Source organism: Mesorhizobium sp. 43Arga, from assembly GCF_053714255.1.
The window spans coordinates 90,144-115,534 of the sequence record NZ_JBSKBO010000008.1; the positions used below are offsets into that span (position 1 = coordinate 90,144).

A 25,391-nucleotide genomic window follows, 5' to 3' on the forward strand; every position below is an offset into this window, starting at 1 on the left:
TAAAGCACGTGAGCACCGGAAGTGCAGGAAGCTGGCGTTTGCAGGCCGGCCTCACCTGAAGATCGATATACCCTAGCGCAGGACGCGGCAGCGGCCGTTATAGACCATCCAGCGGTCGAAGCCCGACACACAGAATTCGACATTGTCGCCGATCGAGGCAAAGCCCTGGCCTTCCTCGATCAGGTACCAGATGGCCCGGTCGCGTCCGTCGGAGAGACTGACGGTGGCGCCGCAATAGCGGCGGCCGATCGGCCAAGTGTCGTTGGCTGGCAGATAGCGATGCTGGTGGATGCGCCGGAAATCGGTGATCTGCACGTCAGGCAGATGCGGCACGTGATGCACCTGATGGGAGAAGCGGCTGGTGATCTTGCTCAGCACCCAAGGCTGGCCGCAGACGCCGCCATCTTCATCGGAATAGACGGCAAGGTCGGCCGCCTGCGCCGCATGGGTGATACCGAGAGGCGCGGCAAGCGGGGTGCAGAGCGAAATCAGGGCGGCAAGTGCGGATTTGGTGAAGCGAGTCATGGCAGCCTCTCAAGGTCGATTGCGCGCACTGTGCGGATTCGCTTGGCGGCGGTCAAGCGGTTGCCGAAACAATGGTTTCCAGAACAAGACTAGACGGTTGCCGCAAGCAGCAATCCGCCAATAACGGCGAAGTTGACCAGAAAGGCGGATCGCGACGTCTACCGCTCCAGGCCCTCACAGGCCCAGAACCGCAGCAGGAGCATGTTCACTGCCAGCGTAAACACGACCAGCGCGCCGGCAGCGAAAGGCACCGCAATGCCCATGGCGAGCAGGAACCCGGCAACGATCTCCAATGCCGAGCCCGCGGCGAGCAGCAAGGCCGGGGCCGGAAATTGCCGGGCGGTCAGATACTGGGTCATTGCCTTGAACTTCACGAAATGTTCGACGCCGGCCCAGACAAACACGCCGCCGATCAGAAGCGCGCCCAGCGCCTGAACCGTTTGAGCGAGCATGCCAACCTCCCACCAGATGCCTGCCAGGGTTCAGTCCTCGGGAAGAAAGGCAGGGTTGAAGACGACTTCCCAGAGGTGGTCATCCGGATCCTGGAAATAGCCGGCATAGCCGCCCCAGAACGTCTTCTGGGCGGGCTTGACGGGGCGCGCGCCGGCGCCGATGGCCTGCGTCATCACGGCATCGACTTCGGCCTCGCTCGTGACATTGTGACCGATGGTGAATTCGGTCGGGCTGCGGCCGGTTTGGGCGATGCCGGCGTCACGTGCGATGTTGGGGCGCTCGAAGATCGCGAACTTCAAGCCGTTCCGCAGATCGAAGAAGGCGACGGCGCCGTGCTCGAACTCCTTGCCGATGATGCCTTCGGTCGGAAATCCCAGTCCGTTTCGGTAGAATTCGAGCGACGCTTCCAGACTATCGACACCAAGCGTGATGACACTGATGCGAGCTTTCATTTTGGTTTCTCCTTTCTATATTCTGGACTTGCAAGTTATCGGTGACCTCGAATGGCACCGAAAAGGCTTGGTGTGGTTTGCCATGGCGGGAGCGGCACGCATTGAAGATTTCGGCCAAAGTGGCTGAGGCCGGGACCCGAAGGCGAGCCGGCCAGAAGACCAAGGGCCGAGCAGACTGACGAAGGCTGAAGGGATGGAAGCTGTACTGGCGCAGACCACCGGCTTTTTCCAGGAACGCCCCGCAGACGGGCGGCTGGCCGCCGCTTTCACGACCGTCTGGATCCACCGCATGCGGGATCGGGACGCTCCGCCCGTCGTGATAACGCCGGATGCGACGATCGACTTGCAGTGGATCGACGGCCGGTTCCGGATCGCGGGACCGGACCGGGAGCCGCAGATCGAGACACTGCCGTCAGGAGCGACGATTGTGGGATTGAGATTCCGGCCAGGGGCGGCCGCCGGCTGGCTGGGCGTGCCGGCCAACCGGATGGTGGGAGAGCGCCTTGACCTCGGTGACCTCTGGGGTGTGCGGGCGCGCCATCTGGCAGGCAGTGTCCGCGCCACACCCGATCTCGCAGGGATGGTGGGACAATTGGAGAAGGCAATCGGCGCATACACGCAAGACCGCCATGCGCCCGATGCGGTCATGGGCTTTGCCTTTGACGTCATCGACCGGGGTCTGCCAGCCAACAAGCCGCTGGTGCCGTTCCTGCTGCGCACCTTGCATATGAGCGAGAGGACGCTGCGTCGCCGTTTCGAGGAAAGTTTCGGCTATGGTCCAAAGACGCTCGACCGCATCCTGCGCTTTCATCGCTTCAGGCGCCTGCGGCAGACATCCAGGGATGCCTCGGCCGCAATATTGGCGATCGAGGCAGGCTATGCGGACCAGGCCCATCTGATACGCGAAAGCAGGCGGCTATCCGGCATCACGCCGGCGGCGCTGGTTGCTGTCGGAGTATAGCGGCGCCCCGGCCAACCCAGCCGAAGCCGTGCCCGCCTACTCGCCCGCCAGCCATTCCAGCGACCAGTGCGCCGGCTTTTCCACAGCAAGCAATTTGTGCAGGGCCGGCAGCACGGTTTGCAATTCGCCTTCCAGCGTGAAGGGCGGGTTGACCACGACCATGCCGCTGCCATCGAGGCTGGGCTCCGAAGAGGCCGGCCTGATCTCGAATTCTATGTCGAGGATTTTCGGGATGCCGGATTGCTTCAGCGCCTTCCTGAAGGCGATCACCGCCTTGCGGTCCTTGATCGGATACCACAGCGCATAGATGCCGCCGGGCCAGCGCCTGTGCGCCCTTATGAGCCCTTCGACGAGGCGGCCGAACTCGCCCTCCTCCTCGAAGGGCGGATCGATGAGCACCACGCCGCGCTTCTCCTTCGGCGGCAGATGCGCGCCGAGAGCCAGCCAGCCATCGAGTTCCATCACCCGCACCTGGAAGTCGCCGGCGAATTCCGCCTTCAGCCTAGCGGCGTCTTTCGGGTGCAGTTCGATCGCCGACAACCGGTCCTGCTTGCGCAGGAGATGGCGCGCGAGCAGCGGCGAGCCCGGATATTTCTGCACGCCGTCCCCGGGATTGAGCGACCGCACCACCTCCAGATAGGGCGCCAGCAGCGAGCTCGCCCTGGCGTCGAACGCAGCATCGATCAGCCGGCCGATGCCGCCCTGCCACTCCCCGGTCTTCTGTGCCTCGAGCGACGACAGGTCGTAGCGGCCAATGCCGGCATGGGTGTCGACGACGCGAAACGCCTTGTCCTTCTGCTTGAGATAGTCGAGCAGACGCGTCAGCACGACATGCTTGACGACATCGGCAAAATTTCCGGCGTGGTAGGCGTGGCGGTAGTTCATGATCCGTTGCCGTTACGCATGTCGTTGCCCCAAATCCGCTGCACACTTTTTGGCGACATGCGTCAACCCCTGCCCCAACGCGGCGGCGGTGGTTGCGAGTTCGGACTGTCTGGCCGGACGTCGCCGGACCGCAGGGACAGCAGGAAGCCGATCAAACCGATCGCCATCAGCGAGAAGCCGACCGGCCGCGCACGCCAGTCGGTTTCGCCGACACTGGAGCGCAGGACAAGATCGACCGCCCGCATCGGAATGTCCTCGGCATCGCCCGGGCCGACGGTGAAGACGTAGGGACCGGAATTGACGGTCGCGACGACGCCGGCCTCGTCGCGAAAGATCTTGTCCGGCAGCTGCGGGCTGACTTGGCGCGGGTTGTCGACATGGTTGAACTGCAGCGTCGAGGCAAGCACCGTGCGGCCATTGCGGGCGGCGGTCAGCGTCAGCACGGTGCGCTGCTGCGAAACGATGCGTTCGGCCCGCGCAGTGAGATCGACAAGGACCCGCACCGGCGCGTCGCGGCCCGAGAGCGACACGGTCAACGGCCTGAAGCGGCCTTGCTCATAGACCCGCCAGGTGCCGATCTCGCGGCCGGAAAAATTGGTCATCGCCCAGGGATACATCAGGCCGATGCCGGTGCCGGCCAGCAGGATCAGCACAAACAGAAAGCGCATTCAGACACTCACCTTGTATCACTCGACTTGCCCGCGTTGGCAGCGTTGCGCAGCCGTTCCATCTCGTCCAACAGCATGTCGAGGCCAAGCTCGAAGGTCTTGTCGAATTCCGCCTTGCCAAAGTAACGGCCGGCGGCGGCGACATTGGGAAAATTGCGCCCAAGCTCTTCGTTGCTGACTGGGGTGACCGCCGATGGGCCCTTGGCGTACCCGGCGGTTTCGTCGAGCACCGCGCCGGTCAAATAATAGCCGACCGCGCGGAACAGCCTTGCGGCCACCTCCTGGTCGAAGCCGCCGTCGTTGAACAGTCCGATGATACCGTCGAGATAGGCAAGGCAAGTGGGCGAATTCATCCGGTAGGTCAGGAAATACGTCGCGAAGGCCGGATGCTCGCGACCGATCCGGCGATAATCCAATATGGCCATGCGCATGCGTTGACGCCATGGCAAGCCGGAATCTGGCATCTCTAGCGGGCCGACCAGCCTGTCGACCATCGCCTCAAACAGATGCGCCATGGACGGAAAGTGGTGGTAGATGCTCATCGCCTCGCAGCCGAGCGCCACTGCCAGCTTACGCGCCGAGAAGCCGGCAAACCCCTCCCGCTCGATCACCTCGAAGGCCGCGTCTTCGATCATTTCGCGCGACAGGCGCCCGCGCACTCTCTTTTTTTTGATCTCTGAGTCCATGGTGCCGCTTGACAACTTACACTGTAAGGCTCATTTTCCGCATCACCTTACATCGTAAGGCTAACAAAGACCAGAGGAGAATGTCATGTCTAATTATCGCATTCTTTCATCCGTGCTTTCATCGATACATCACGGCTGCCTGCTCGCCGCCACCGGTTGTGCGCTGGCCCTGGCCGCGGCACCTGCCTATGCCGACGACTATGATGCAACGCTTAAGGATATCCAGTCGACCATGGGCGGCGTACCGAGCTTTGTGAAGCAATTTCCCAAGGCCGGTCTGCCCGGCGCCTGGGCCGAGGTCAAGGCCATCGAACTCAGCGACAAGACGGCGCTGCCGCCAAAGGTCAAGTCGCTGATCTCGCTTGCAGTGGCCGCGCAGATTCCGTGCAACTATTGCATCTGGTCCGATACGCAGGACGCCAAGCGCGCCGGCGCCACCGACGAGGAGATCCAGGAAGCCGTGGCGATAGCTGCGCTGACCCGCCATTGGAGCACCATCTTCAACGGCATGCAGGTCGATTTCGACACATTCAAGAAGGAGATGGGCGGGCAGTAGTCCCAGCAGAAAGCGATAGACGAGTAGCAAACCGCCGATGACGGTTATCGAGGCCAAAAGAGGCCCGCCATTTGGCGGGCCTCTTCATAAACAGCCCATGCAACCGGCGCTCGATTCCGAGGCGATCTGGCGTAGCCCAAGCAAGGCAAGCCCCCATTAACGCATCATCATCGGTCAACGAGCCACTCCACCTACGCGATCAGTAGATATGGCTAAATTAACCATTGGCAACATAATAGAGGGCCAATTGGCGCCTTGCCGGCGATTCGGATTTTGGGAAGAATTTTGGTATTGGAGGGAATTGATGCGCAGATATCATCGCAGTGCAGGCATCCATTTTGAAATCTCAAAACCCAAATTGAAGTGGACATTCAAATACAATCTTTTAATTTTTGGGGCAGCTATCACAATAAGTGGCTGCCAGTCGTCTAATATTGCCAACTATGATATTTCAGCACGAAATTCTGACCTGAATGCCGAGACGAAAGTCGTCTACGACCCGCAAACAACGGCGAGCTGGAATCCTCATATCGGAACCTCCGCACATATTTGCAGCCCAAGCGGCTTTGGCCGGCAGTCTCGCTGCTTCCTGCGAACGTGACCATGGATTTCCTGCTTGCGCAATCACGCAACATCGATTCTTATTTTTCAAATATATTTATATGCCGCTGAAACTTGCTTAGAATTTCTTCTCAGATATTCTTGCCCAATTTTTTTGCTTTTTTTATTCTTTTTTTGCGACCCATGGTTCTCAAATTGTATTTCTGTGTGGCATCGGATCGCGGACCCGATGATTTGATGCGCGGGATCACGCTTCCAGCATCCTGATTAACCACTCCCAAATGATTGTAGTTAAGGAAATGCTAATTTGGTTGACTGCGATACCCACAGGTATATTTTCGGCTCGTTGGGGTGTGCAATTTGCGCGAGCAATGGGCGATGGTGGCATCAACGTATAGTCACGAATTTCGGGGCATCTGAAGTGCTGAGCGGCAGCAATAAGCCGCGCCGCATCGATCCTGCGAGCTCAAAGAGCAATTAGCGCACATCAGAGATGGCGAATCCGCGCGAGCGGAAGGTTTGTCACGTCCGCAACGGCGTGGCCGGGCAACGCTTTGCCCTGCCCGATCCATGGCGTGCACAGTGCGTAAGGGGAAGACCATGAATAAGGTTATCAAGGTTCTGAAGCTCCAGGATGGGATCAACCGCAAGGGTACGCGCCGACGTCGCGCCCTGGTCGCCGGAGGAGCAGGATTTCTAGGCTCGCATCTGTGCGAACGGCTGTTGGCCGATGGATATGAGGTCGTCGCGCTCGACAATTTCCATACCGGCAAGAAATACAATCTCAACGCCATGCTGAGCGATCCGGCATTCAGATACATCGAGCATGACATCGTCGACGCGCTGCCCGGGGACATCTCCGTCGACGAAATTTACAACCTCGCCTGCCCCGCCTCGCCGCCGCACTATCAGGCCGATCCGATCCACACATTCAAGACCAGCGTACACGGCTCGCTGAACCTGCTGGAACTCGCGCGGCGCCACAACGCCAAGATCTTCCAGGCCTCCACCTCGGAGATCTACGGCGATCCGCTGGTGCATCCCCAGCCGGAAAGCTATTTCGGCAACGTCAATACGCACGGTCCACGGTCCTGCTACGACGAGGGCAAACGATCGGCCGAGACCCTGTTTTTCGACTATTCGCGGACGTTCGGCATTGATATTCGCGTCGCGCGGATCTTCAACACTTATGGCTGCCGCATGCAGCCCGACGACGGTCGCGTGGTGTCGAACTTCATCGTCCAGGCGCTACGCGGCGAAGACCTGACCGTCTATGGCAGTGGCATGCAGACTCGGTCGTTCTGCTACGTGGACGACCTGATCGAGGGCTTTATCAAACTGATGAGGGCTCCGACGGCTCCGCCGCATCCGGTCAATCTCGGCAATCCCGCTGAGTTCACCGTGATGGATCTGGCCAGGCTGGTCGTCGATTACACGAACTCCCGGTCGCGGATCGTGCACCGGCCGCTGCCCGTCGACGACCCCAGGCAGCGCAGGCCCGATATCTCCTTCGCCAAGCAAAATCTGGGCTGGGAGCCGACGATCAACCTTAGCCAGGGGCTTGCCCGCACCGTGGGGTATTTCGATGCCCTGCTCTATGGCACCCGGCGCCTCAGAGAAGCTGCCGTGTCATGACACGGCCCGCCATACTCGTGACAGGCGGCGCCGGCTTCATCGGCAGCCACACCTGCAAGCTTTTGTCAGCGGCCGGGTTCCTGCCGGTGGTCTATGACAATCTGAGCCGTGGCAACGAGAAATCCGTTGCCTGGGGTCCACTCGTCGTCGGCGACATCCGTGACAAGTGCGCGCTGGAGCACACGATCGGTCGATATCAGCCGAGGGCGATTATCCATTTCGCGGCGCTGGCCTATGTTGGCGAGTCCGTTAACCAGCCGGCCGAGTATTACTCGACCAATGTGGCCGGCACCATCGGGGTGCTCGACGCGGCTCGCGCCACGGCGATCAGAAACATCATCTTCTCCAGCAGTTGCGCGACCTACGGCGTGCCCGAGGTGCTGCCGGTGCGAGAGAGCTCGTCGCAGAATCCGATCAGCCCTTATGGACGCAGCAAGCTGATGGGCGAGCAGATCATCGGCGACTATGCGGCCGCCTACGGGATGAAATACGCCGTCCTGCGTTATTTCAACGCTTGCGGCGCCGATCCCGACGGCGAGCTCGGGGAGTGGCATTCGCCGGAAACGCACCTGGTTCCCAGGGTGCTGATGGCCGCCTCCGGATTGATCGACGAGATCGAGGTTTTCGGCACCGACTACGACACATCGGACGGCACGTGCGTGCGTGACTATATCCATGTCAGCGACCTCGCCCGCGCGCACCTGAAGGCGCTCTTGTACCTTGAGGCCGGCGGCGAAAGCCTGTCGGTCAATCTTGGCACCGGGCGAGGTGTGTCGATCAAGGAGATCCTGCAGGCCGTCAGCCGGATGACCTCGCGATCTGTCCCGGCCGTCTACAGAACCCGGCGCCCCGGAGACCCGGCCGCGCTCTATGCTGATCCCGTCAGCGCGCGCGAGCATTTAGGCTTCGTGCCAGAGCTTTCCGACATCGACACCATCGTCAGGACGGCGGCTCCGTTCTTTGGCCTCGAGGCGACGCCATGAGATGCGGTCTCGCGCCATCGCTTTGGGCATCCGGCAGCGCTGTCGAGGCCGTTTCGCATCATTCCGATGCGCGCAATTCGTTTCTGGTATCCTTGATGACCAGGCCGCAGAGGGCCGCGTACGTATCGGCCTACCTGCTCTGGCTTGCCTCACTGTGCTACTTCTGGTCGTGGTGGCTTGATCCGACCCACAATGTCGGCACCGGGCGTTTCGTGGCGGTGTCGGTGCTGGTGGCGCTGACAATGGTGATGCCGCTTTACACGCTGACGATATTTCTGCGGTCGCGGGTTCCGGCGCCCGAGATAAGCCTGCCCCATGCCTCGCGCGTGGCCATGGTCGTCACCAAGGCACCGTCGGAGCCATTTTCCATCCTTGCCGAAACGCTTACGGCGATGCTCCACCAGGATCTGCGACACGATACGTGGCTGGCGGACGAGGACCCATCAGAAGAAACGCTGGCCTGGTGCAGGGAGCATTCGGTTTTTGTGTCGACGCGAAAAGGACGTGACGACTATCACAGGCCGCAATGGCCGCGCAGAACCCGATGCAAGGAGGGAAATCTAGCCTTCTTCTATGATAATTACGGCTACGACCGGTACGATTTTGTTGCCCAGCTGGATGCCGATCACGTTCCCTCGCCCTCCTATCTCAGGCACATGCTGGCGCCCTTCTGCGATCCACGAGTGGGTTATGTCTCGGCGCCAAGCATCTGTGACAGGAACGCCGTAAACAGTTGGTCGGCCAGAAGCAGGCTCTATGCGGAAGGCATACTGCACGGCGCGCTGCAGGCCGGCTACAATGGCGGCTGGGCACCGATCTGCTTCGGATCCCATTATGCCGTTCGGACAGCAGCGCTGAGGGACATTGGCGGCCTGGGTCCCGAACTTGCCGAAGACCATTCCACGACCCTGATGATGAATGCAAAGGGCTGGCGGGGAGCCCACGCCATCGACGCGATTGCCAACGGCGACGGGCCGCAGACGTTCGCCGACCTCGCAACGCAGGAGTTCCAGTGGTCGCGAAGCATCATGACGCTTCTTATCAAATATACCCGTGACTATATCGGGAAATTGCCTCTGAGGCTGCGGTTTCAATTCCTTTTCTGTCAGCTCTGGTACGGTCTGTTCTGTTCGACGATGGTTCTCTCATTTTCGATACCTATTGTCGCCCTCTTGTTCGACATCAACTTTGTCGGAACGAATTTTCCACAATTCTTCAAGCATCTCCTGCCATCGACGATCATTCTGATATCGATAAACACCTTGTTTCGCGCCAATGGCTGGTGGCGGCCAACCTACGCCAAGGTCTTCAGCTGGGAGGGTGTTCTGTTTCCGTTCGCCAGGTGGCCATGGGCGCTGGCTGGCATACTGGCGGCGTTTCGCGATTGGGCGACCGGAACATTCGTCGATTTTCGCGTGACACCGAAAGGTGGCGGCCCGGCGGATGTCCTGCCCTTCCGGGTCATCGCGCCATATGCGGTTCTGTCGATCGCCTCCGCGTTGCCGGCGATCTTTGTCGAGGACGCCACGGCCGGGCGCGGCTTCTACTTCTTCGCCATAGTCAATGCGATTGTGTACGCGCTGATCCTGGTCGTCATCATCTTCCGGCACGCCTACGAAAACGCGATCAAGCCGAATACCGGTCTCCTCAGGCAAAGCGCCTTCGCGGCCGCGGTCTCGATGATCTCGGCGATTTCCCTGTCGACCCACGGCCTCGACGGCTTGGACATGATGGCGGCAGGTGCCGAGCCTCTCAAACTGACACGCCTCACCTTCGGCCCGTCTGGAGCCGGCCTGACGGCGGTGAAGGCCGGGAGGTTGCGTTTCGAAATCTGGTGGGACAGCCAGGCCGCGACCGCCGGGAGAAAGGGAAGCCAGCCATGAAGATAACCATCGTCGGATCAGGCCATACCGGCGGCGCCTGTCCTGCCGGCTGGGGTCATCAGGTCGTGTGCGTCCACGCCGCCGGCGCGCCTGGACCCTCGGTGACCTCGATTGGCCGTCAGGCGGCTGCGCCGCACAGATGGGATGCAGATCGAATTCAGGAGGAAGGCGCCGACATCGGGCTGATCTACGGAAAAACCGATGATGTCCAATACAGACACGGAGTATTGTCATGAAACGGACGATGAAATCTTACCCAAGGAGCTTCGCGCTTCTTGTCGCAATGGGATTGGCCGCCGGTCTGACCATGTCGGCAAACCCGTCGCTTGGCGCGTCGACCGATCTATTGCAAACGGCGACGCCACAAGGCTCGGCCCCCGACTTTGGCGCGTACGACCCGTATGGCGCATTCAGCAACGACAAGACGGTTAAGATCGAGCATCTGTTCCTGCCGTGGGAAGATGTCGATCTTGCAAGCTTGCCTGCCGCTGATACCTATGCGGCTGCAAGAGCAAGGACCATCCTGATCACGATAGAGCCCTGGACCTGGTCGCAGCAATGGCGTGTCACGCCGACCGAACTCAGGGACGGCATCCTTTCAGGCAAATACGATCCGAATCTCGATGCCATTTGCAAGATCGCCGGCGAAATGAAGACCGCCGTCACCATACGTTTTGCGCACGAGATGGAAGACAAGAAGGGCCGGTTCTCCTGGGCGAACTGGAATCCGGCGGATTATATCAGTGCCTACAAGCATGTCGTTGACCGGTGCAGGACACTGGCTCCACATGCGGCGTTCATGTGGTCGCCAAAGGGCGATGACGGCCTGGCGGCCTACTACCCAGGTGACAACTATGTCGATGTGATCGGCCTGTCGGTCTTCGGCCTGCAGAAATTCGACAGAGACAAGTACGGCCGCGACCGGACCTTTTCCGAGCTGTTGAAGCCAGGCTACGACCGAGTTGTCCAGTTCAACAAGCCGATCGTCGTCGCGGAACTCGGCTATTCCGGCAGCAGGGACTATGTCGCAGCATGGGATGCGGAGGTCCGTCAACCTTTGCCCGCTTTCCCCAAACTTGCGGCGGTCGTCTATTTCAACGACAAGGAAGTCTATCCTTGGCCGGAGAACTACGGCCTGCCCGACTGGCGGATACGGCAGAACATCATCAACTGATCGGCGAGAAGGCAAGAACAGAAAGGAAGTTGGCTATGCGTGCATTTAAACTGGTTGTGGGCGCGGCCGGGATCGCCTGCCTCTTGGCAGGAGCGGCGTCGGCGCAGACGGTAAGTTCGATCGCCGAGCGGGCTGAACAGGGCAAACCGCTAACGGCAGGTGATGTGCTGTTGATCTACAACAACATGACCTGGATGTGGAAGGATGGCGCCGGCTACTTCCAGCGAGAAAAACGACAGTTCACTGGATGGAGCGGTACGGGCAAGGCAGCCGCCTATGGAGAAGGTGTCTGGTTCCTCAAGGATGACGGGACCTTCTGCTTCCGCGCCAAATGGACCAGCGCCAAGAAATCCAGCACCGACTATTCATGCTTTGCCCACCGAAGGGTTGGCGACACGATCTATGCAAAGAATACGGCCAAGGGCGACTGGTATGTGCTGACGGGCGACACGAAGGGCTATCAGGAAATCAAGATGCTGAAGCCCGGCAACCGTGTCAGCAAGCAGGTCCAGGAGATCAAGGATTCGTTCAACCGGCCAGCAACCGCGGGCTAAGCGGACAGCTGTCCAATCGGCTCTCGGTCCGCGACTCTTCTTTGGCAGTATTGGATTGCCCGGAGGCGGATATTCGCTTCCGGGCCGATGCCCCGAATGTCCGGTGCAACCTCACGGCAGCGCCGCGAGTTTGGTCGGATCGACCCGCCAATCCGGTGAACCGAACCCTTTGGGCCAATAATGAGGCTCCTTGTCGTTGAAATAGACGATGGTCCTCAACAACGGAAATTTCGCGCCATTGGTTTCGCGGTCCATGATTTCGGCCAGCCAGCGATCGACATAGCCCTCGTCGCCCGAAATGCCGAGTTCAGAAATGATCACTGGCTTGGCGTAGGCGACCACGTTTCGATAGGTTTCCCAGAAAACTTCACGAAAGGCGCGATCGCGCCCGCCATGCTTGCGATCCCATTTCTGCAGCCCCCACAATGACACGCCGACATAGTCGACATAGTCGGGGCCAGGATAATACTTTCTCAGGTCTCCATCACCCCGCGGCGACCATACGATTAGGGTGCTGGGAGACAGAGCGCGGCAGCGTTGGACCACGTGGCGGAAGGCGGCAACAAAATTGCCGGGATCCTTGTGAGCCCAGGGATAGCGGTCCGATGCCGCATCCATCTCGTGCCCCCAACGCAGCAAGGTGCGGCCAGATGACCTGGCCAGTTCGGAGCAGACATGGTCGATCTGGCTATCGTATTTGGACTGCGCGATCTCACGCAGCATCGCGTCGCCCCCACGGCGCATCCTCGATGCCTTGGGCCATGGTTCCACGGTGACCATAAGATCACGCCCGCGTTCGGCCGCTTCGTTCGCCTTCTGCCGCAGCTTGCCGGCATCGAACGGCTCCCAAGCGACGAAAACATGCTCGATGCGGAAATCGGTGGCCGACTTAAAGGCATCGGCGGGATCGTAGACGCCGAATTCGATTGGCGCGGGTAGCGGAAAGACAGGGTCTTGGCGCGGCGGCAGGGCCGTGGTTTCCATACGATCGATATTGGCATGGTCGACGCTCGCTGTGAAAGCCAGCGGAGCGAGCGAGGCGTTTCCCGAAAGCATCATTCCGAACGCCGTACAAATCTGGACTATAACGTGGCCCAATAGCATCGATGTATCCCCATTCGCCGGGAATACTGCGCCGCGCTTCTTGATTGGAGATAAATAATACAACCATTTCAATTACTTACTGAACGAATGGTTTTTTGGAATGCTAAAATTTTATGCGGTTCCTGGACATTCAGCCAATGTCCGGATGCATGCGCGAGGCCATCTTCGGCGGTTCATCGATCCCACCCCTCCCGCCACCTGCGGGTGGTGAAGGCCCGCAGGCGGCAACCGTTTCACGAAAACGCCGAACCGCTCTGTCTGTTTGTTTGCGCGGTTCCCAAGGGAAAGCGCCACGCGCTTTTCCCGCGAAAACCGTGTCACACTTGGAATTGCTCTATGCCTTGCGCTCCCAGCGGCGGTCCGATGTCTGCTGCCAGTAGGTCACGGCATGGCCCGCGTCCTTCATCGTCTTCCAATGCCCCCTCGCCGCCTCGACCTGGGCGGCGTCATGGCCATCGAACAGGAACACGGCACGCTCGTAGCCAGCAAGGTCGGACGGTACCGCGCCGTCGACCAGGAACCTTATTCTGGCCTCGTTGGGATTGCCGTCGCCGGTGGTCAACAGGATAGGCTGCTCGTTGGGATAAGCCTCGCGATCGGTTGCGTGCGCCAGGAAAGAATCATCGCGGAATGTCCAAAGATGCTGGTCGAGCGCGTCGCGCCGTTCCTCGGTGCCGGTCTGCACCACGGCGCGCCAGCCACGATCGACGCTGCGCTCAAGCAGGCCCGGCAGCGCCTCCTCCAGGGTCGATTCGGTCAGATGGTAGAACAGCACGTCGGCCATGGATCAGGGGTCAGCTCTCGTAGTGATCGCGCACCAGCCGGTCGAGCAACCGCACGCCGAAGCCTGAGCCCCAGGACTGGTTGATCTCGTTCGACGGCGAGCCCATGGCGGTGCCGGCGATATCGAGATGCGCCCAGGGCGTGTCCTTGACGAAACGCTGCAGGAATTGTGCCGCGATGATGGCGCCGCCGTAGCGGCCGCCAATGTTCTTCATGTCGGCGTTCTTGGAATCGATCAGCTTGTCGTATTCGGCGCCGAGCGGCATGCGCCACAGCCGCTCCTGCGTCGCCTGCCCTGCCGCCGCGAGCCTCTGCGCCAATTCGTCATTGTTGGAGAACAGGCCGGCATAGTGCAGGCCGAGCGCGACCATGATGGCGCCGGTCAGCGTCGCCAGATTGACCATGAACTTCGGCTGGAAACGGTCGTTGCAGTACCACAGCGCATCGGCCAGCACGAGACGCCCCTCGGCGTCGGTGTTGAGCACCTCGATGGTCTGGCCCGACATCGAGGTGACGATGTCACCGGGACGCTGGGCATGGCCATCGACGGCGTTTTCGACGAGGCCGATAATGCCGACGACATTGGCCTTTGCCTTGCGCGCGGCCAGCGCGTGCATGAGGCCGGTCACGGCGGCAGCGCCCCCCATATCGCCCTTCATGTCCTCCATGCCCGAAGCCGGCTTCATCGAATTGCCGCCGGTGTCGAAAGTGACGCCCTTGCCGACGAAAGCGATCGGCCCGTCCTTGGGTTTGCCGCCGTTCCACTGCATGACGGCCATGCGCGCGCCGCGGGGCGAGCCTTGCGCGACGCCGAGCAGCGAGCCCATGCCGAGCTTCTTCATCTCCTTCTCGGTCAGGATCTCGACCTTGACGCCGAGCGTCTCGAGTTCCTTGGCGCGGGCCGCGAACTCGACCGGTCCTAGAATATTTGCCGGTTCGTTGACAAGGTCGCGCGCCAGAAGCACGCCGTCGATCACCGCCTCGGCATCGGCGAAGGCCCTCTTGGCGCCTGCAGGGTCGGCGGTGTGGATGGTTATCTTGACCGGCTTCTTCGGATCGGCCTTTGCGTCATCCTTGTCCTTGCTGGTCTTGTATTTGTCGAAGGAATAGCTGCGCAGGAGAATGCCTGCCGCAAGGTTGGCGGCGTCCTTGCCATCAATCGAAGCGCCGACCAGGTCAAGCACCACGGCGACGTCGGTTGCCTTGCGCAGCGACGCCGCAATGGTGCCACCGAGTTTCAGCCAGGCATATTCATCGAGCCCCGCCGCCTTGCCCGCGCCGATCGCGACCAACCTGTCGAGCGACCCTCCTTCCGGCGCCAGTATCTCGACGACGCCGGCGAACTTGCCAGTGAATTCGGCCACCGGAAAGGCCCGTTCCAGCGTCTTGCCGGGATCGTACGCCCTGGCCGCGTCGCTCAGGCCGCCGTCATCAGCCGACAGCACGAAGACAGTGCCCTTCCTGTTCGCCGCCGTCTGAGGCGCGGCGAATTTTGCAAAGGCGATCGATGGTCTCGGGTTCATCATGTCCTGCTTTCGGGGATGGCGCGCGAAGCGTTTGAGGCGATCCGCGACATTTGGTCGTTTTCCGGCATTTGGCAAGACTTTGCCAAAATGGCTACCCATATGACAGTTGGAATCGATGGCGATTCGTCGCGGCACGGCCCCGCTTCATGCCGCAACCTGTTGTTAACCATCGATGTTCGCCCTTTCTTATCCATTCCCCCCGACACTCCGATCCACTGCGGCAAGCGACGTGGGACGGGAACCGGATCGCCTGCCTGATCGAGCCCATCGGAGCCAGTTGTGCGGGCGTCGCCGGACAGCTACCCTTGGTTGGTGGCATGATGCCGTTCGAGAAAATCGAGTAAAGCCTTCATGAAGGTCGTTGAACGCTACATCATGCGCCGCGCTTTCGTGGTCTTTCTGGCAGCGCTGGTCTGGACGCTGGCCATCGTGTGGACCACGCAGGTGCTGGCCAAGATCGATCTGGTTACCGACAGCGGCCAGTCGTCGCTGACCTTCTTCGAGGTCGCCGCGCTCATTCTTCCCTCGATCATTCCGATCGTCGTGCCTTTCGCGCTGGTGGTGGCGGTCGCGCAGACGCTCAGTGTCATGAATTCGGATTCCGAACTCGTCGTCGTCAACGCCGCCGGCGCTTCGCGCTGGACGATCGTGCGGCCAATCATGCTTCTGGCCCTTGCGGCGAGCGTTTTTTCCTTTGCCGTCGACAATGGCATCGACCCCTATGCCCGGCAGAAGAACCGCGCTTTGGTGGCGCAATCGCGCGCCGACCTGTTGTCGCTGATCATCCAGGAGGGCACATTCCGCAAGATCGAGGATGGGCTGTTCCTGCAGATTGGCGAGCGGCTTCCAGACAATCGGCTGGGCGGTATCTTCGTCGCCGATTCGCGCGAGGAAGGCGTCAATCTCGTCTATTATGCCAAGACCGGCAGCGTCGTCGAACGCGGCGGTGAAAAGGTGCTGATGATGAATGACGGCGTCATCCACCGCAAAACGCTGACCGGCGACCTCAGTGTCATCCGGTTCACCTCCTATGCTTTCGACATGTCGGCCTTCATGGCGGCGGCCTCCGAGGTGACTTTGCTACCGAAGGACCAGACCACCCAGTACCTGCTCAATCCCAACGTCAACGACAAGCTTTATCAGCAGGCCCCCCAGCAATACCGGGCCGAGATCGACCAGCGATTTTCGGAATGGCTGTATTCCATGGTGTTCGCGCTGATCGCGCTCGCGGTCGCCGGGGACGCGCGCTCGCATCGCGAGGCACGCGTCAATCCTTTGATCACGGCCATCACCATATCCCTCTTCGTGCGCTGGCTGGGTTTCATTGCCGCAAGCAAGGCCGATGAACTGCCGCAATATGCCTACATGGTCTATGGCGTACCCATCGTGGCTTCCGCGGTGGCGATCTGGTTCATCGTCTCCAACCGAACCATGGAACTGCCGGTGGCCTGGGCGGACTGGCTGACAAATCTGGCCAGCCGCTTCGGTGACGGCTGGAACGCCCTCAAGCTGCGCTGGTCCAGGCGCGGCACTTCAGGTCAGGGGGTCGGCTGATGGGCTGGACGCTGGGCCGTTATTTCTTCTTCCGCTACGTGACGATCACGATCTGGTTCTTCCTGGGCCTGCTGGCGCTGGTGTTCCTGATCGATTTCACCGAGCTGTCGGGCCGCACCACCGGCCTGCCCGGCTTCACCTACGGAACGGCGGTGGCCATTTCGGGCCTTCGCATGCCGATGATCATGCTGCAGACCGTGCCGTTTGTCGGCCTGTTCTCGGCGATGGCGACACTGGTTTCGCTCAACCGCCGCTATGAACTGGTCATCGCAAGGTCAGCGGGCGTTTCCGCCTGGCAATTCCTCTTGCCATGCTGCATCGGGGCGTTGCTGTTCGGCTTTGTGTCGGTCGGGCTCATCAACCCGCTCGCCGCGCACGCCTTCTCCTTGTCCGAACAGATCGAGACCCAGTTGCGCACCGGCAAATCAAATACGGTTTCGGCCGACGCCGCCCCCTGGATTCGCCAGAAAACCAGCACCGGCGACACCATCATCGGCGCGCGGGCCATCCTAAACCAGGGCCTGGAAATGGCCGACGCCGTCTTTTTCGTCCTCGACCCGCAAGGCAACATCGTCGAACGCAAGGACGCCGCGCGCGCTTACCTGCGGGACGGCTACTGGGAATTGCAGGATGTGAAGACCTTCAGGAACGGCACCATCCAGCCCGCCGCAAGCGATCGTGTGCCGACCAATCTGAAGCCTGAATTCGTGCAGGAGCGGCTGGCGCGCCCGGAGACCATTCCGTTCTACGACCTGCCCGGAAAAATCGAGGTTGCCCGTTCCTTCGGCCTCAAGGCAAATGCGTTTGCCATGCAGTTTGATTCGCTGGTGGCGTTGCCGTTCCTCCTCGTCGCCATGACGCTGATTGCAGCAACAGTTTCAATGCGATTTGCGAGGATGGGACAATCGGCAACGATGATTCTGGGTGGCGTCGTTGCCGGGTTTCTGCTTTATGTCGTTTCGGTGCTGGTGAAGGCATTCGGCGTGGCGGGGTTCGTGCCGACTGCCATAGCCGCCTGGGTGCCGGTCGTGGTAGCTATGTTCTTCGGGGTGACTTTCCTGCTATACAAGGAAGACGGCTAGTGAGGGAGGCGTTTTTGCCCAGCAGCAGGCAGGCCCATTTGGCGCGCCTTTATGCGGCGAGCGCCTTGGCGTGCCTGCTTGCCTGCGCCGTGCCGTTGCCTGCGTTCTCGCAGGAAGTCGGCAAGATAGCGACCAATGTTCCGTCCGGCTCGCAAATGCTGCTGGCCGCCGACACGCTGGTCTACAACAATGACAATCAGACGGTGACCGCCGTTGGTGGCGTGCAGATCGACTATGGTGGCAATCGCCTCGTCGCCCAGAAGGTCATATACGACCGCAACACCAAGCGGATGGTTGCCACCGGCAATGTCGAAATCGTCAACAGCGACGGCACCAAGATCAATTCGCAGCACATCGATATCACCGACGATTTCGCCGACGGTTTCGTCAACGCGCTACGCGTAGAAACCATCGACAAGGCCTATTTCGCCGCTGAAAGCGCCGAGCGCATGGGCGGCGTGCTGACCACCTTCCACAATGGCGTCTACACCGCCTGCGAGCCGTGCGAGGACAAGCCCGACAAGGCGCCGACCTGGCGCGTGAAAGCCAGGAAGATCATCTGGAATGGCGAGAAGAAGACAGTTCGCTTCGAGAATGCGAATTTCGAATTCTTCGGCTTCCCGCTCGCCTACCTGCCGGCCTTCGAGATCGCCGACCCGACGGTGAAGCGCAAGAGCGGCTTCCTGATCCCGGGCGTCAGCTACAACAGCCATCTGGGATACAGCGTCAAGGTTCCCTATTATTTCGCCCTTTCGCCGACTTATGACCTGACGGTGTCGGGAAGCGGCTACACCAAGCAGGGTTTCCTCGGCGAGGCCGAGTGGCGCCAGCGCTTCAACAATGGCGAATACAGTTTGAAGATCGCCGGAATTCAGCAGCGGGATCCGGACGCCTTCATCGACAGCGCCGGGCGCAACGTCGATTCGGGCACGGCGGGCGATCCCAACAAACTCCGCGGCATGATGGGCACGCAGGGGCAGTTCGCTATCAACGAACGCTGGAATTTCGGCTGGGACGTACTGCTCCAGACCGACAAGAACTTCTCGAGCACCTACAACATCGACAAGTACAATGGCAGCGTCCATCAGTCGACGGTTTACCTGACGGGACTCAATGGCCGCAACTACTTCGACGTGCGCGCCATGCACTTCGACGTGCAGGAAAATACACTCAACAGCAATATCGCCGCGCGCAGCAACCAGCAGCCCTGGGTGCTGCCGTCGCTTGACTACGCCTATATCCCCGACGCGCCGCTGGCCGGCGGCCAGCTGTCGCTCAACGTCAACACGCGCGTCCTCCACCGCAACGAACTCGACGAGACTTTCGACTCCCCATACAACTCCCTCACACCTGTCCAGCGCGTGCGCGGCATCGCAGGTGAGACCGGGCGCCTCACCACCGAGGCCGAATGGAAGCGGACTTTCGTGACCGACGACGGGCTGGTGGTGACACCGTTGCTGGCGCTGCAGGGCGACGTCGACTACGTCAACGCGTCATCGGGTTCGCTCGCCGCCGTCAACCAGATGGCGGCCAACCCTCTTATAAACGCCAGCGACGATATGCGCTCGTCGTTCGCCCGTTACATGGCAACCGCCGGTCTAGAGATGCGTTGGCCGCTGCTGTTTTCGATGGCCAGCGGCTCCAGCCATGTCATCGAGCCGATGGCGCAGTTGTTCCTGCGTCCGAACGAACAATATGTCGGCGGTCTCGCCATTCCGAATGAAGACGCCCAGAGCATGGTGTTCGACGCGACCACCCTGTTCGAACGTGACAAATTCTCCGGTTATGATCGCATCGAAGGCGGCTCGCGCGCCAATGTCGGCTTCCGCTATTCCGGCTCCTACATCAACGGCTGGGGCACCAATGCCATTTTCGGCCAGTCCTATCAGATCGGCGGCGAGAACTCGTTTGCCGCTCCGGACCTGGTCAATGTCGGTGCCAATTCCGGCCTTCAGACAACCAAGTCCGACTATGTCGGCCTGTTTGGCATCAACAGCCCGAATGGGTTCGCGGCTTCCGTCAGCGGCCGCTTCGACGAACAGACGTTCGAGGTTCGCCGCGTCGAGGTGAAGGCAGCCTATTCAGGCCTGCCGGTGTCGCTCAGCGCCAAATACGCTTTCATCCAGGCCCAGCCGCTCTACGGTTTCACGACCGACCGGCATGAGGTGACGCTCGGTGCGTCCACGCATCTTGCCGAAAACTGGCGCGTGTTCGGGACGGGAACCTATGATTTGCAGCAAAGCCTGCTGGTCAAGGATGGGGTCGGCTTCGCCTACAACGATTCCTGCTTCACCTATCTGATGACGTACTCGCAGTCGCGTGACCTGAACACCAGGCAAGTGACGCAGAGCATCGGCTTCAACCTGTCGTTCCGCACCCTCGGCGACTTCGGCTCGTCGACCAGCGCAGTCGACACCATCCAGTAGCCGGCGAGACATCGTTTCGCCGCATAGGGCTGGCACGGATTCGCACACCCGGCAGAGGACGAAATTGGGCGGAACCGGGATAGAATTGGGATGCTAATGATGAGGAAATACCTCTTTTCAGCAGGGTTCGCGCTGCTTGTGGCGGCGACATCCGTGTCGATGACCGTCATGACGCCGCCGGCTTTCGCCAGCGAGATCAAATACGTCGTCAACGACGTACCAATCACGACAGGCGATATCGCCCATCGCGCCGCCTTCTTGAAGCTGCAGCGCAAGAAGGGCGATGCCGCCCAGGAAATGATTGACCAGACGCTGCGCCTTGCCGAAGCCAGGCGGCTTGGCATACGCATAAGCGACGCCCAGGTCGAGGCGGCCTACCAGCGCTTTGCCACTAACAACAAGATGCAGCTCGGCCAGCTCGATGGCGTGATGGAAAAATCCGGCGTCGGCAAGGATCATTTCAAGGAATTCATCCGTGCCCAGATGGCCTGGAACCAGGCTTTGAGTGCGCGCTACCGTTCCGGTGAAGGCGGCAGCGTGACCGAGCAGGATGCGGTCAGGCGCATGCTCGACAAGGGCGGCGCCAAACCGAGCGCCACCGAGTATATGCTGCAGCAGGTCATCTTCGTCGTCCCGGCATCTGAACGCAGCGCGACGCTGGCCAAACGCAAGCGTGAGGCCGATGCCATGCGCGCCCGCTTCAACGGCTGCAACACGACGCGCGAATTCGCCAAGGGCCTGATCGACGTCACCGTTCGCGACCTGGGCCGCGTGCTGGCGCCGCAGCTGCCGCCGGACTGGGCCGAGCAGATCAAGGCCACCAAGGTCGGTGGTGCCACCGTCACCCGCGAGACCGAGCGCGGCGTCGAGTTCATCGGCATCTGCTCGTCGCGCGAAGTGTCCGACGACAAGACGGCCCAGATGGTGTTCCAGAGCGAAGGCTCCAACGACAAGGCCGCCGACGATCTGAGCAAGAAATATGTCGACGAGCTGAAGGCGAAAGCCCGCATCGTCAAGCGCTGACGTGAAGAGCGCGATGACCGCGCTGGCGCTGAGTGTCGGCGATCCGTCCGGCATCGGCCCCGAAATCGCCATCGCCGCCTTCCTGGCGCGCGAGGCAGTCGCTTTGCCCGCCTTTTATCTTTTGGCCGATCCGGCGCTGATCGCCTCGCGGGCAAGCCGGCTTGGCGTGTCGGTGCCGATCGTCGAAACGACACCGGCGCAGGCGGCGCGGGTTTTCGCCCGCACCTTACCGATCGTTCCACTGGCAGCCCGGTTCATCGACAGCCCCGGCCGGCCGGATCAGGCCAACGCGGCCGGAACCGTCGAGGCGATCGACCGCGCTGTCGCCGCCTGCCTTGCCGGCGACGCCGCTGCCGTGGTCACCTGTCCGATCGCCAAGAAGCCGCTCTATGATGCCGGTTTCCGCTTTCCCGGCCACACCGAATATATGGCGCATCTGGCGGCCCGGCACAGCGGTGTCGAGGCTATGCCCGTCATGATGCTGGCAGGCCCCGACCTGCGCACGGTTCCCGTCACCATCCACATCGCCCTGGCCGAGGTGCCGAAGGCCCTGACCACAGAACTGATCGTCGCGACCGCGCGCATCACCGCGGCCGATCTCGCCGGCCGCTTCGGCATCGCCAGGCCGAGGCTGGCCATTGCCGGCCTCAATCCGCATGCCGGCGAAGGCGGTTCGATGGGCCTGGAGGACGAGCATATCGTGCGGCCGGCGGTCGACATTCTGCGCGCCGAGGGCATCGATGCTTTCGGCCCCTTGGCGGCCGACACGCTGTTCCATGCGCGGGCACGGGCAGGCTACGATGCGGCACTTTGCATGTATCACGACCAGGCGTTGATCCCGGCCAAGACGCTCGCCTTCGACGATGCGGTCAACGTCACGCTCGGCCTGCCCTTCATCCGCACGTCACCAGACCATGGCACCGCCTTCGATATCGCCGGCGAGGGCATTGCACGGCCCGATAGCCTGATCGCCGCATTGAAGCTCGCCAGAACGCTCGCCGACACCGACAAAAAGGCCGCGGCCGCATGAGCATCGACGGGCTGCCGCCATTGCGCGATGTCATCGAGCGCCATGGGCTGCAAGCGAAAAAGGCGCTCGGCCAGAATTTCCTGCTCGACCTCAATTTGACTGGCAAGATCGCACGCAGCGCGGGCGACCTGACAAACACCGTGGTGATCGAGGTTGGGCCGGGACCTGGCGGCCTGACAAGAGCACTGCTTTCCAACGGCGCCCCCCGGGTCGTCGCCATCGAGCGCGACGAGCGCTGCCTGGCGGCATTGGCCGAAGTCTCCGCTCACTATCCCGGTCGGCTGGAGGTGGTTTCCGGCGACGCGCTGAAAACCGACTTCGCCGCCCTCGCCTCCGCGGTCGGCGGAGCCAGCGGTCCGGTGCGGATCGTGGCCAATCTGCCTTACAACATCGGCACGGAACTGCTCGTCCGGTGGCTGACGGTCGTGGACTGGCCGCCCTTCTACGCATCGATGACGCTGATGTTCCAGCGTGAGGTTGCCCAGCGCATCGTCGCCGAGCCCGGCAGCGACGCCTATGGACGACTTGGGGTGCTGGCCGGCTGGCGCACGAAGGCCAGGATCGCCTTCGACGTGCCTCCCCAGGCCTTCACGCCGCCGCCAAAGGTCACCTCTTCGGTGGTACATCTGGAGCCGCGCGCGACGCCCCTGCCCGCCGACGTAAAGAAACTCGGCCGCGTCACCGAAGCCGCCTTCGGCCAACGCCGGAAGATGCTGCGGCAGAGTGTGAAAAGCCTCGGCGGCGAGGCCCTGCTCGAGCGCGCGGGCATCGACCCGACCCGCCGCGCCGAAACGCTCAGCGTCGAGGAATTCGTCAGGCTGACCAATTCTGTTTAGCGCCGGCCTGGAATTGTGGCGACGCAGGAATAGATAGTTCGGCGAGCATGCCGGAGAAAACCAAAATGCCTGCCTATATCATTTCCGACGTCACCATCCGCGACCACGAGGCATTGCAGACGTACCGCTCGCGCGCCGCGGCTTCCATCGCCCAGCATGGTGGACGCTATCTCGTACGCGGCGGCCAGGTGGAAACGCTGGAAGGCGAGTGGCATCCCACACCGCTGATCGTCGTCGAATTTCCTGACATTGAGCAGGCACGGCGCTGGTACGCATCCGCCGAATATGCCGCGGCGCTGGATGTGCGCGACGCGGCGCTCAGCCGCCATCTGATCCTGGTCGACGGCATGGCGCCCTGACGCCAATCAGACGGTTTTCTCGTCCAGCAACCCCGAGACGAAATCGAAGAGACCCGGCCGGCGGTCGCGCCGCAATCGTTCGGCTACGACGATGCCGCGCACCTCGGCGAAGGCGCGGTCGAGATCGTCGTTGACGATGACGAAATCGTATTCCTTCCAGTGCTCGATCTCGTTGCGGGCATTCTTCAGCCGCGTCTCGATCACCGCTTCCTGGTCCTCGGCGCGGCGCTTGAGGCGGGCCTTCAATTCCTTCATCGACGGCGGCAGGATGAAGATCGAGACGATGTCGGCGCGCATCTTCTCCTTCAACTGCTGAGCGCCCTGCCAGTCGATGTCGAACAGCATGTCGCGGCCTTGCGCCAGCGCCAGTTCCGCGGGTTCGCGCGGTGTCGCATAGCAATTGCCGTGCACCTCCGCCCACTCGAGCAGCGCGTCGGAATCGCGCAACCGTTCGAACTCGCGCATGGTGCGGAAATGATAATGGACACCCTCGATCTCCGAGCCGCGGCGCGGTCTGGTGGTGACCGAGACCGACAATTCGAGGCTGGAATCGCTTTCCAGGAGGTTGCGCGCGATCGTCGACTTGCCGGCACCGGATGGCGACGACAGGACGAGCATCAGCCCCCGGCGGCGGATGCGGGATCCTAAATCCCTGGGAACCATCGGTTCCTTGGCGACCATCGGCTACTCCAGATTCTGGACCTGTTCACGAAACTGGTCGACCACCGCCTTCAGCTCCAGCCCGATCGCGGTGACGGCTGCGGCGTTCGACTTCGAACACAGCGTATTCGATTCGCGGTTAAATTCCTGTGCCAGAAAATCGAGCTTCCGGCCAACGGCGCCGCCGCCCCCGAGTAGCGCCCGGCCAGATGCGACATGCGTCTTCAGCCGATCGATCTCTTCGCGAATATCAGCCTTGGTGGCGAGGAATGCCGCCTCCATGTGCAGCCGGCTGGCATCCAGATTGGCGGACGCGTCCATCAGCAGCCTGACCTGCTCGGCGATGCGTTCACGGATCGCCGCTGTCTCGCGGGACGGATCCGCCTCCGCGCGCAGCGTCAATGCCTCGATGGCGTCGATGTGGCCGGACAGCAGCAAAGCCAGCGCCGCCCCCTCGCTTTGCCGCGCCAGCTCCAGCCCTTTCAGCGCCACGTCGAGCGCAGCCATGATGGCGGTGTCGAGCGTGGCGCGCGCCTCTTCGGTTTCCACGGTTTCGGGAATGTCGAGCACGCCCCGCAGCGACAGCAACCCGTCAGCCGTCGCGGGAGCAACGCCGAACTGTTCCTGCAGCCGTTTGGCGAGACCCGCAACGTCCTTCAGAAACGCCTCGTTGACGACGGGTTGCGCCTGCGCGCCGGCGGCGCGGCCAATGGTCAGCGTCGCCTGGAAATTGCCGCGGGCGAAACGCTTCTGCAGCGTCTGCCTGACCGCCGGCTCCAGACGCTCGAAACCTTGCGGCAGCCGCAGCCGCACCTCGACGCTCTTGCCGTTGACGGACTTGACCTCCCAGGCGATCGAGGTGCCGTCATGCTCGGCGACGGCACGCGCAAATCCGGTCATGCTCTGCAAATTCATGTCGCCCGCATATCCCTGGTGCATCACCCCGAAACCAGTTTCCGGACAGGGCAAGTGCTGCTTGAAAATAACCACGCCGTCGGTGCGTCGAAATCGGACGCATGGCGTTCCTTCAAA

General features: G+C 61.4%; 27 protein-coding genes. 16 read left to right on the forward strand and 11 right to left on the reverse strand.

Features of this window, described 5'->3' with window-relative positions; genetic code table 11:
• Positions 1 to 72: 72 nt before the first annotated feature.
• From ACWGS8_RS25160 to ACWGS8_RS25170, 3 genes are all read right to left on the reverse strand, one after another.
• On the reverse strand, positions 73 to 525 hold the full coding sequence (locus ACWGS8_RS25160; protein ID WP_454583442.1) for a hypothetical protein: 453 nt from the start codon (positions 523 to 525) through the stop codon (positions 73 to 75).
• Positions 526 to 683: 158 nt separating this feature from the next.
• Positions 684 to 977, reverse strand: a complete 294-nt coding sequence (locus tag ACWGS8_RS25165; RefSeq protein ID WP_454583443.1) for a DoxX family membrane protein — start codon at positions 975 to 977, stop codon at positions 684 to 686.
• Between the two features lie 30 nt (positions 978 to 1,007).
• Positions 1,008 to 1,430 carry a VOC family protein gene (locus tag ACWGS8_RS25170; RefSeq protein ID WP_454583444.1) on the reverse strand — a complete coding sequence of 141 codons (423 nt, stop codon included), beginning with the start codon at positions 1,428 to 1,430 and terminating at the stop codon, positions 1,008 to 1,010.
• Between the two features lie 193 nt (positions 1,431 to 1,623).
• Here ACWGS8_RS25170 and ACWGS8_RS25175 point away from each other — a divergent pair, with 193 nt between their 5' ends.
• Positions 1,624 to 2,391, forward strand: coding sequence for a helix-turn-helix domain-containing protein (locus ACWGS8_RS25175; protein ID WP_454583445.1), 768 nt, complete (start codon positions 1,624 to 1,626; stop codon positions 2,389 to 2,391).
• Between the two features lie 36 nt (positions 2,392 to 2,427).
• Here the strand turns inward: ACWGS8_RS25175 and ACWGS8_RS25180 are convergent, their stop codons facing one another.
• The 3 genes from ACWGS8_RS25180 to ACWGS8_RS25190 form a co-directional block, all read right to left on the reverse strand.
• On the reverse strand, positions 2,428 to 3,276 hold the full coding sequence (locus tag ACWGS8_RS25180; RefSeq protein ID WP_454583446.1) for a 23S rRNA (adenine(2030)-N(6))-methyltransferase RlmJ: 849 nt from the start codon (positions 3,274 to 3,276) through the stop codon (positions 2,428 to 2,430).
• 62 nt (positions 3,277 to 3,338) lie between these two features.
• On the reverse strand, positions 3,339 to 3,944 hold the full coding sequence (locus ACWGS8_RS25185; RefSeq protein ID WP_454583447.1) for a hypothetical protein: 606 nt from the start codon (positions 3,942 to 3,944) through the stop codon (positions 3,339 to 3,341).
• Positions 3,945 to 3,952: 8 nt separating this feature from the next.
• On the reverse strand, positions 3,953 to 4,603 hold the full coding sequence (locus tag ACWGS8_RS25190; protein WP_454583448.1) for a TetR/AcrR family transcriptional regulator: 651 nt from the start codon (positions 4,601 to 4,603) through the stop codon (positions 3,953 to 3,955).
• 112 nt (positions 4,604 to 4,715) lie between these two features.
• On the opposite strand from ACWGS8_RS25190, the gene ACWGS8_RS25195 reads away from it, so the two are divergent.
• The 8 genes from ACWGS8_RS25195 (at position 4,716) to ACWGS8_RS25230 (ending at position 11,976) form a co-directional block, all read left to right on the forward strand.
• Positions 4,716 to 5,186 carry a carboxymuconolactone decarboxylase family protein gene (locus ACWGS8_RS25195; RefSeq protein WP_454583449.1) on the forward strand — a complete coding sequence of 157 codons (471 nt, stop codon included), beginning with the start codon at positions 4,716 to 4,718 and terminating at the stop codon, positions 5,184 to 5,186.
• 304 nt (positions 5,187 to 5,490) lie between these two features.
• A complete protein-coding gene (locus ACWGS8_RS25200; RefSeq protein ID WP_454583450.1) occupies positions 5,491 to 5,787 on the forward strand; it encodes a hypothetical protein in 297 nt (98 codons plus the stop codon).
• A gap of 560 nt (positions 5,788 to 6,347) precedes the next feature.
• Complete coding sequence (locus ACWGS8_RS25205; RefSeq protein WP_454583451.1) at positions 6,348 to 7,382, forward strand: UDP-glucuronic acid decarboxylase family protein; 1,035 nt, start codon at positions 6,348 to 6,350, stop codon at positions 7,380 to 7,382.
• Positions 7,379 to 8,365 carry a UDP-glucose 4-epimerase GalE gene (gene galE, locus ACWGS8_RS25210; RefSeq protein ID WP_454583452.1) on the forward strand — a complete coding sequence of 329 codons (987 nt, stop codon included), beginning with the start codon at positions 7,379 to 7,381 and terminating at the stop codon, positions 8,363 to 8,365. The genes ACWGS8_RS25205 and galE overlap by 4 nt, the downstream gene beginning before the upstream one ends.
• A gap of 95 nt (positions 8,366 to 8,460) precedes the next feature.
• Positions 8,461 to 10,248: a glycosyltransferase family 2 protein gene (locus ACWGS8_RS25215; protein ID WP_454583453.1), complete on the forward strand. Its 1,788-nt coding sequence runs from the start codon at positions 8,461 to 8,463 to the stop codon at positions 10,246 to 10,248.
• Entirely contained in the window at positions 10,245 to 10,484 is a 240-nt protein-coding gene (locus ACWGS8_RS25220; protein WP_454583454.1) for a hypothetical protein, read from the forward strand. The genes ACWGS8_RS25215 and ACWGS8_RS25220 overlap by 4 nt, the downstream gene beginning before the upstream one ends.
• Before the next feature lie 8 nt (positions 10,485 to 10,492).
• The gene (locus ACWGS8_RS25225; protein WP_454583644.1) at positions 10,493 to 11,422 is read left to right on the forward strand and encodes a glycoside hydrolase family 26 protein; all 930 of its coding nucleotides are present in this window, start codon (positions 10,493 to 10,495) and stop codon (positions 11,420 to 11,422) included.
• Complete coding sequence (locus ACWGS8_RS25230; RefSeq protein ID WP_454583455.1) at positions 11,365 to 11,976, forward strand: DUF995 domain-containing protein; 612 nt, start codon at positions 11,365 to 11,367, stop codon at positions 11,974 to 11,976. Before ACWGS8_RS25225 ends, ACWGS8_RS25230 begins: the two co-directional genes overlap by 58 nt.
• A gap of 111 nt (positions 11,977 to 12,087) precedes the next feature.
• Here the strand turns inward: ACWGS8_RS25230 and ACWGS8_RS25235 are convergent, their stop codons facing one another.
• The 3 genes from ACWGS8_RS25235 to ACWGS8_RS25245 form a co-directional block, all read right to left on the reverse strand.
• Complete coding sequence (locus ACWGS8_RS25235) at positions 12,088 to 13,152, reverse strand: glycoside hydrolase family 26 protein (protein ID WP_454583456.1); 1,065 nt, start codon at positions 13,150 to 13,152, stop codon at positions 12,088 to 12,090.
• Between the two features lie 262 nt (positions 13,153 to 13,414).
• On the reverse strand, positions 13,415 to 13,864 hold the full coding sequence (locus ACWGS8_RS25240) for a DNA polymerase III subunit chi (protein ID WP_454583457.1): 450 nt from the start codon (positions 13,862 to 13,864) through the stop codon (positions 13,415 to 13,417).
• 10 nt (positions 13,865 to 13,874) lie between these two features.
• Positions 13,875 to 15,386, reverse strand: a complete 1,512-nt coding sequence (locus ACWGS8_RS25245; protein WP_454583458.1) for a leucyl aminopeptidase — start codon at positions 15,384 to 15,386, stop codon at positions 13,875 to 13,877.
• A 354-nt stretch (positions 15,387 to 15,740) separates the two neighbouring features.
• On the opposite strand from ACWGS8_RS25245, the gene lptF reads away from it, so the two are divergent.
• The 7 genes from lptF (at position 15,741) to ACWGS8_RS25280 (ending at position 23,699) form a co-directional block, all read left to right on the forward strand.
• A complete protein-coding gene (gene lptF / locus ACWGS8_RS25250; protein WP_454583459.1) occupies positions 15,741 to 16,943 on the forward strand; it encodes an LPS export ABC transporter permease LptF in 1,203 nt (400 codons plus the stop codon).
• Positions 16,940 to 18,025: an LPS export ABC transporter permease LptG gene (gene lptG / locus ACWGS8_RS25255; RefSeq protein WP_454583645.1), complete on the forward strand. Its 1,086-nt coding sequence runs from the start codon at positions 16,940 to 16,942 to the stop codon at positions 18,023 to 18,025. Before lptF ends, lptG begins: the two co-directional genes overlap by 4 nt.
• Positions 18,025 to 20,451, forward strand: a complete 2,427-nt coding sequence (locus ACWGS8_RS25260) for an LPS-assembly protein LptD (protein WP_454583460.1) — start codon at positions 18,025 to 18,027, stop codon at positions 20,449 to 20,451. Before lptG ends, ACWGS8_RS25260 begins: the two co-directional genes overlap by 1 nt.
• 90 nt (positions 20,452 to 20,541) lie before the next feature.
• Complete coding sequence (locus ACWGS8_RS25265; protein ID WP_454583461.1) at positions 20,542 to 21,474, forward strand: SurA N-terminal domain-containing protein; 933 nt, start codon at positions 20,542 to 20,544, stop codon at positions 21,472 to 21,474.
• Positions 21,475 to 21,487: 13 nt separating this feature from the next.
• Positions 21,488 to 22,504 carry a 4-hydroxythreonine-4-phosphate dehydrogenase PdxA gene (gene pdxA / locus ACWGS8_RS25270; RefSeq protein WP_454583462.1) on the forward strand — a complete coding sequence of 339 codons (1,017 nt, stop codon included), beginning with the start codon at positions 21,488 to 21,490 and terminating at the stop codon, positions 22,502 to 22,504.
• Positions 22,501 to 23,340, forward strand: a complete 840-nt coding sequence (rsmA, locus tag ACWGS8_RS25275) for a 16S rRNA (adenine(1518)-N(6)/adenine(1519)-N(6))-dimethyltransferase RsmA (protein ID WP_454583463.1) — start codon at positions 22,501 to 22,503, stop codon at positions 23,338 to 23,340. The genes pdxA and rsmA overlap by 4 nt, the downstream gene beginning before the upstream one ends.
• 65 nt (positions 23,341 to 23,405) lie before the next feature.
• On the forward strand, positions 23,406 to 23,699 hold the full coding sequence (locus tag ACWGS8_RS25280; protein ID WP_454583464.1) for a DUF1330 domain-containing protein: 294 nt from the start codon (positions 23,406 to 23,408) through the stop codon (positions 23,697 to 23,699).
• A 6-nt stretch (positions 23,700 to 23,705) separates the two neighbouring features.
• On the opposite strand, the gene gmk is transcribed toward ACWGS8_RS25280, so the two are convergent.
• Both gmk and ACWGS8_RS25290 read right to left on the reverse strand, forming a co-directional pair.
• Positions 23,706 to 24,362, reverse strand: a complete 657-nt coding sequence (gmk, locus tag ACWGS8_RS25285; protein WP_027053294.1) for a guanylate kinase — start codon at positions 24,360 to 24,362, stop codon at positions 23,706 to 23,708.
• 21 nt (positions 24,363 to 24,383) lie between these two features.
• Complete coding sequence (locus tag ACWGS8_RS25290; protein ID WP_454583465.1) at positions 24,384 to 25,274, reverse strand: YicC/YloC family endoribonuclease; 891 nt, start codon at positions 25,272 to 25,274, stop codon at positions 24,384 to 24,386.
• Between the last annotated feature and the right edge of the window lie 117 nt (positions 25,275 to 25,391).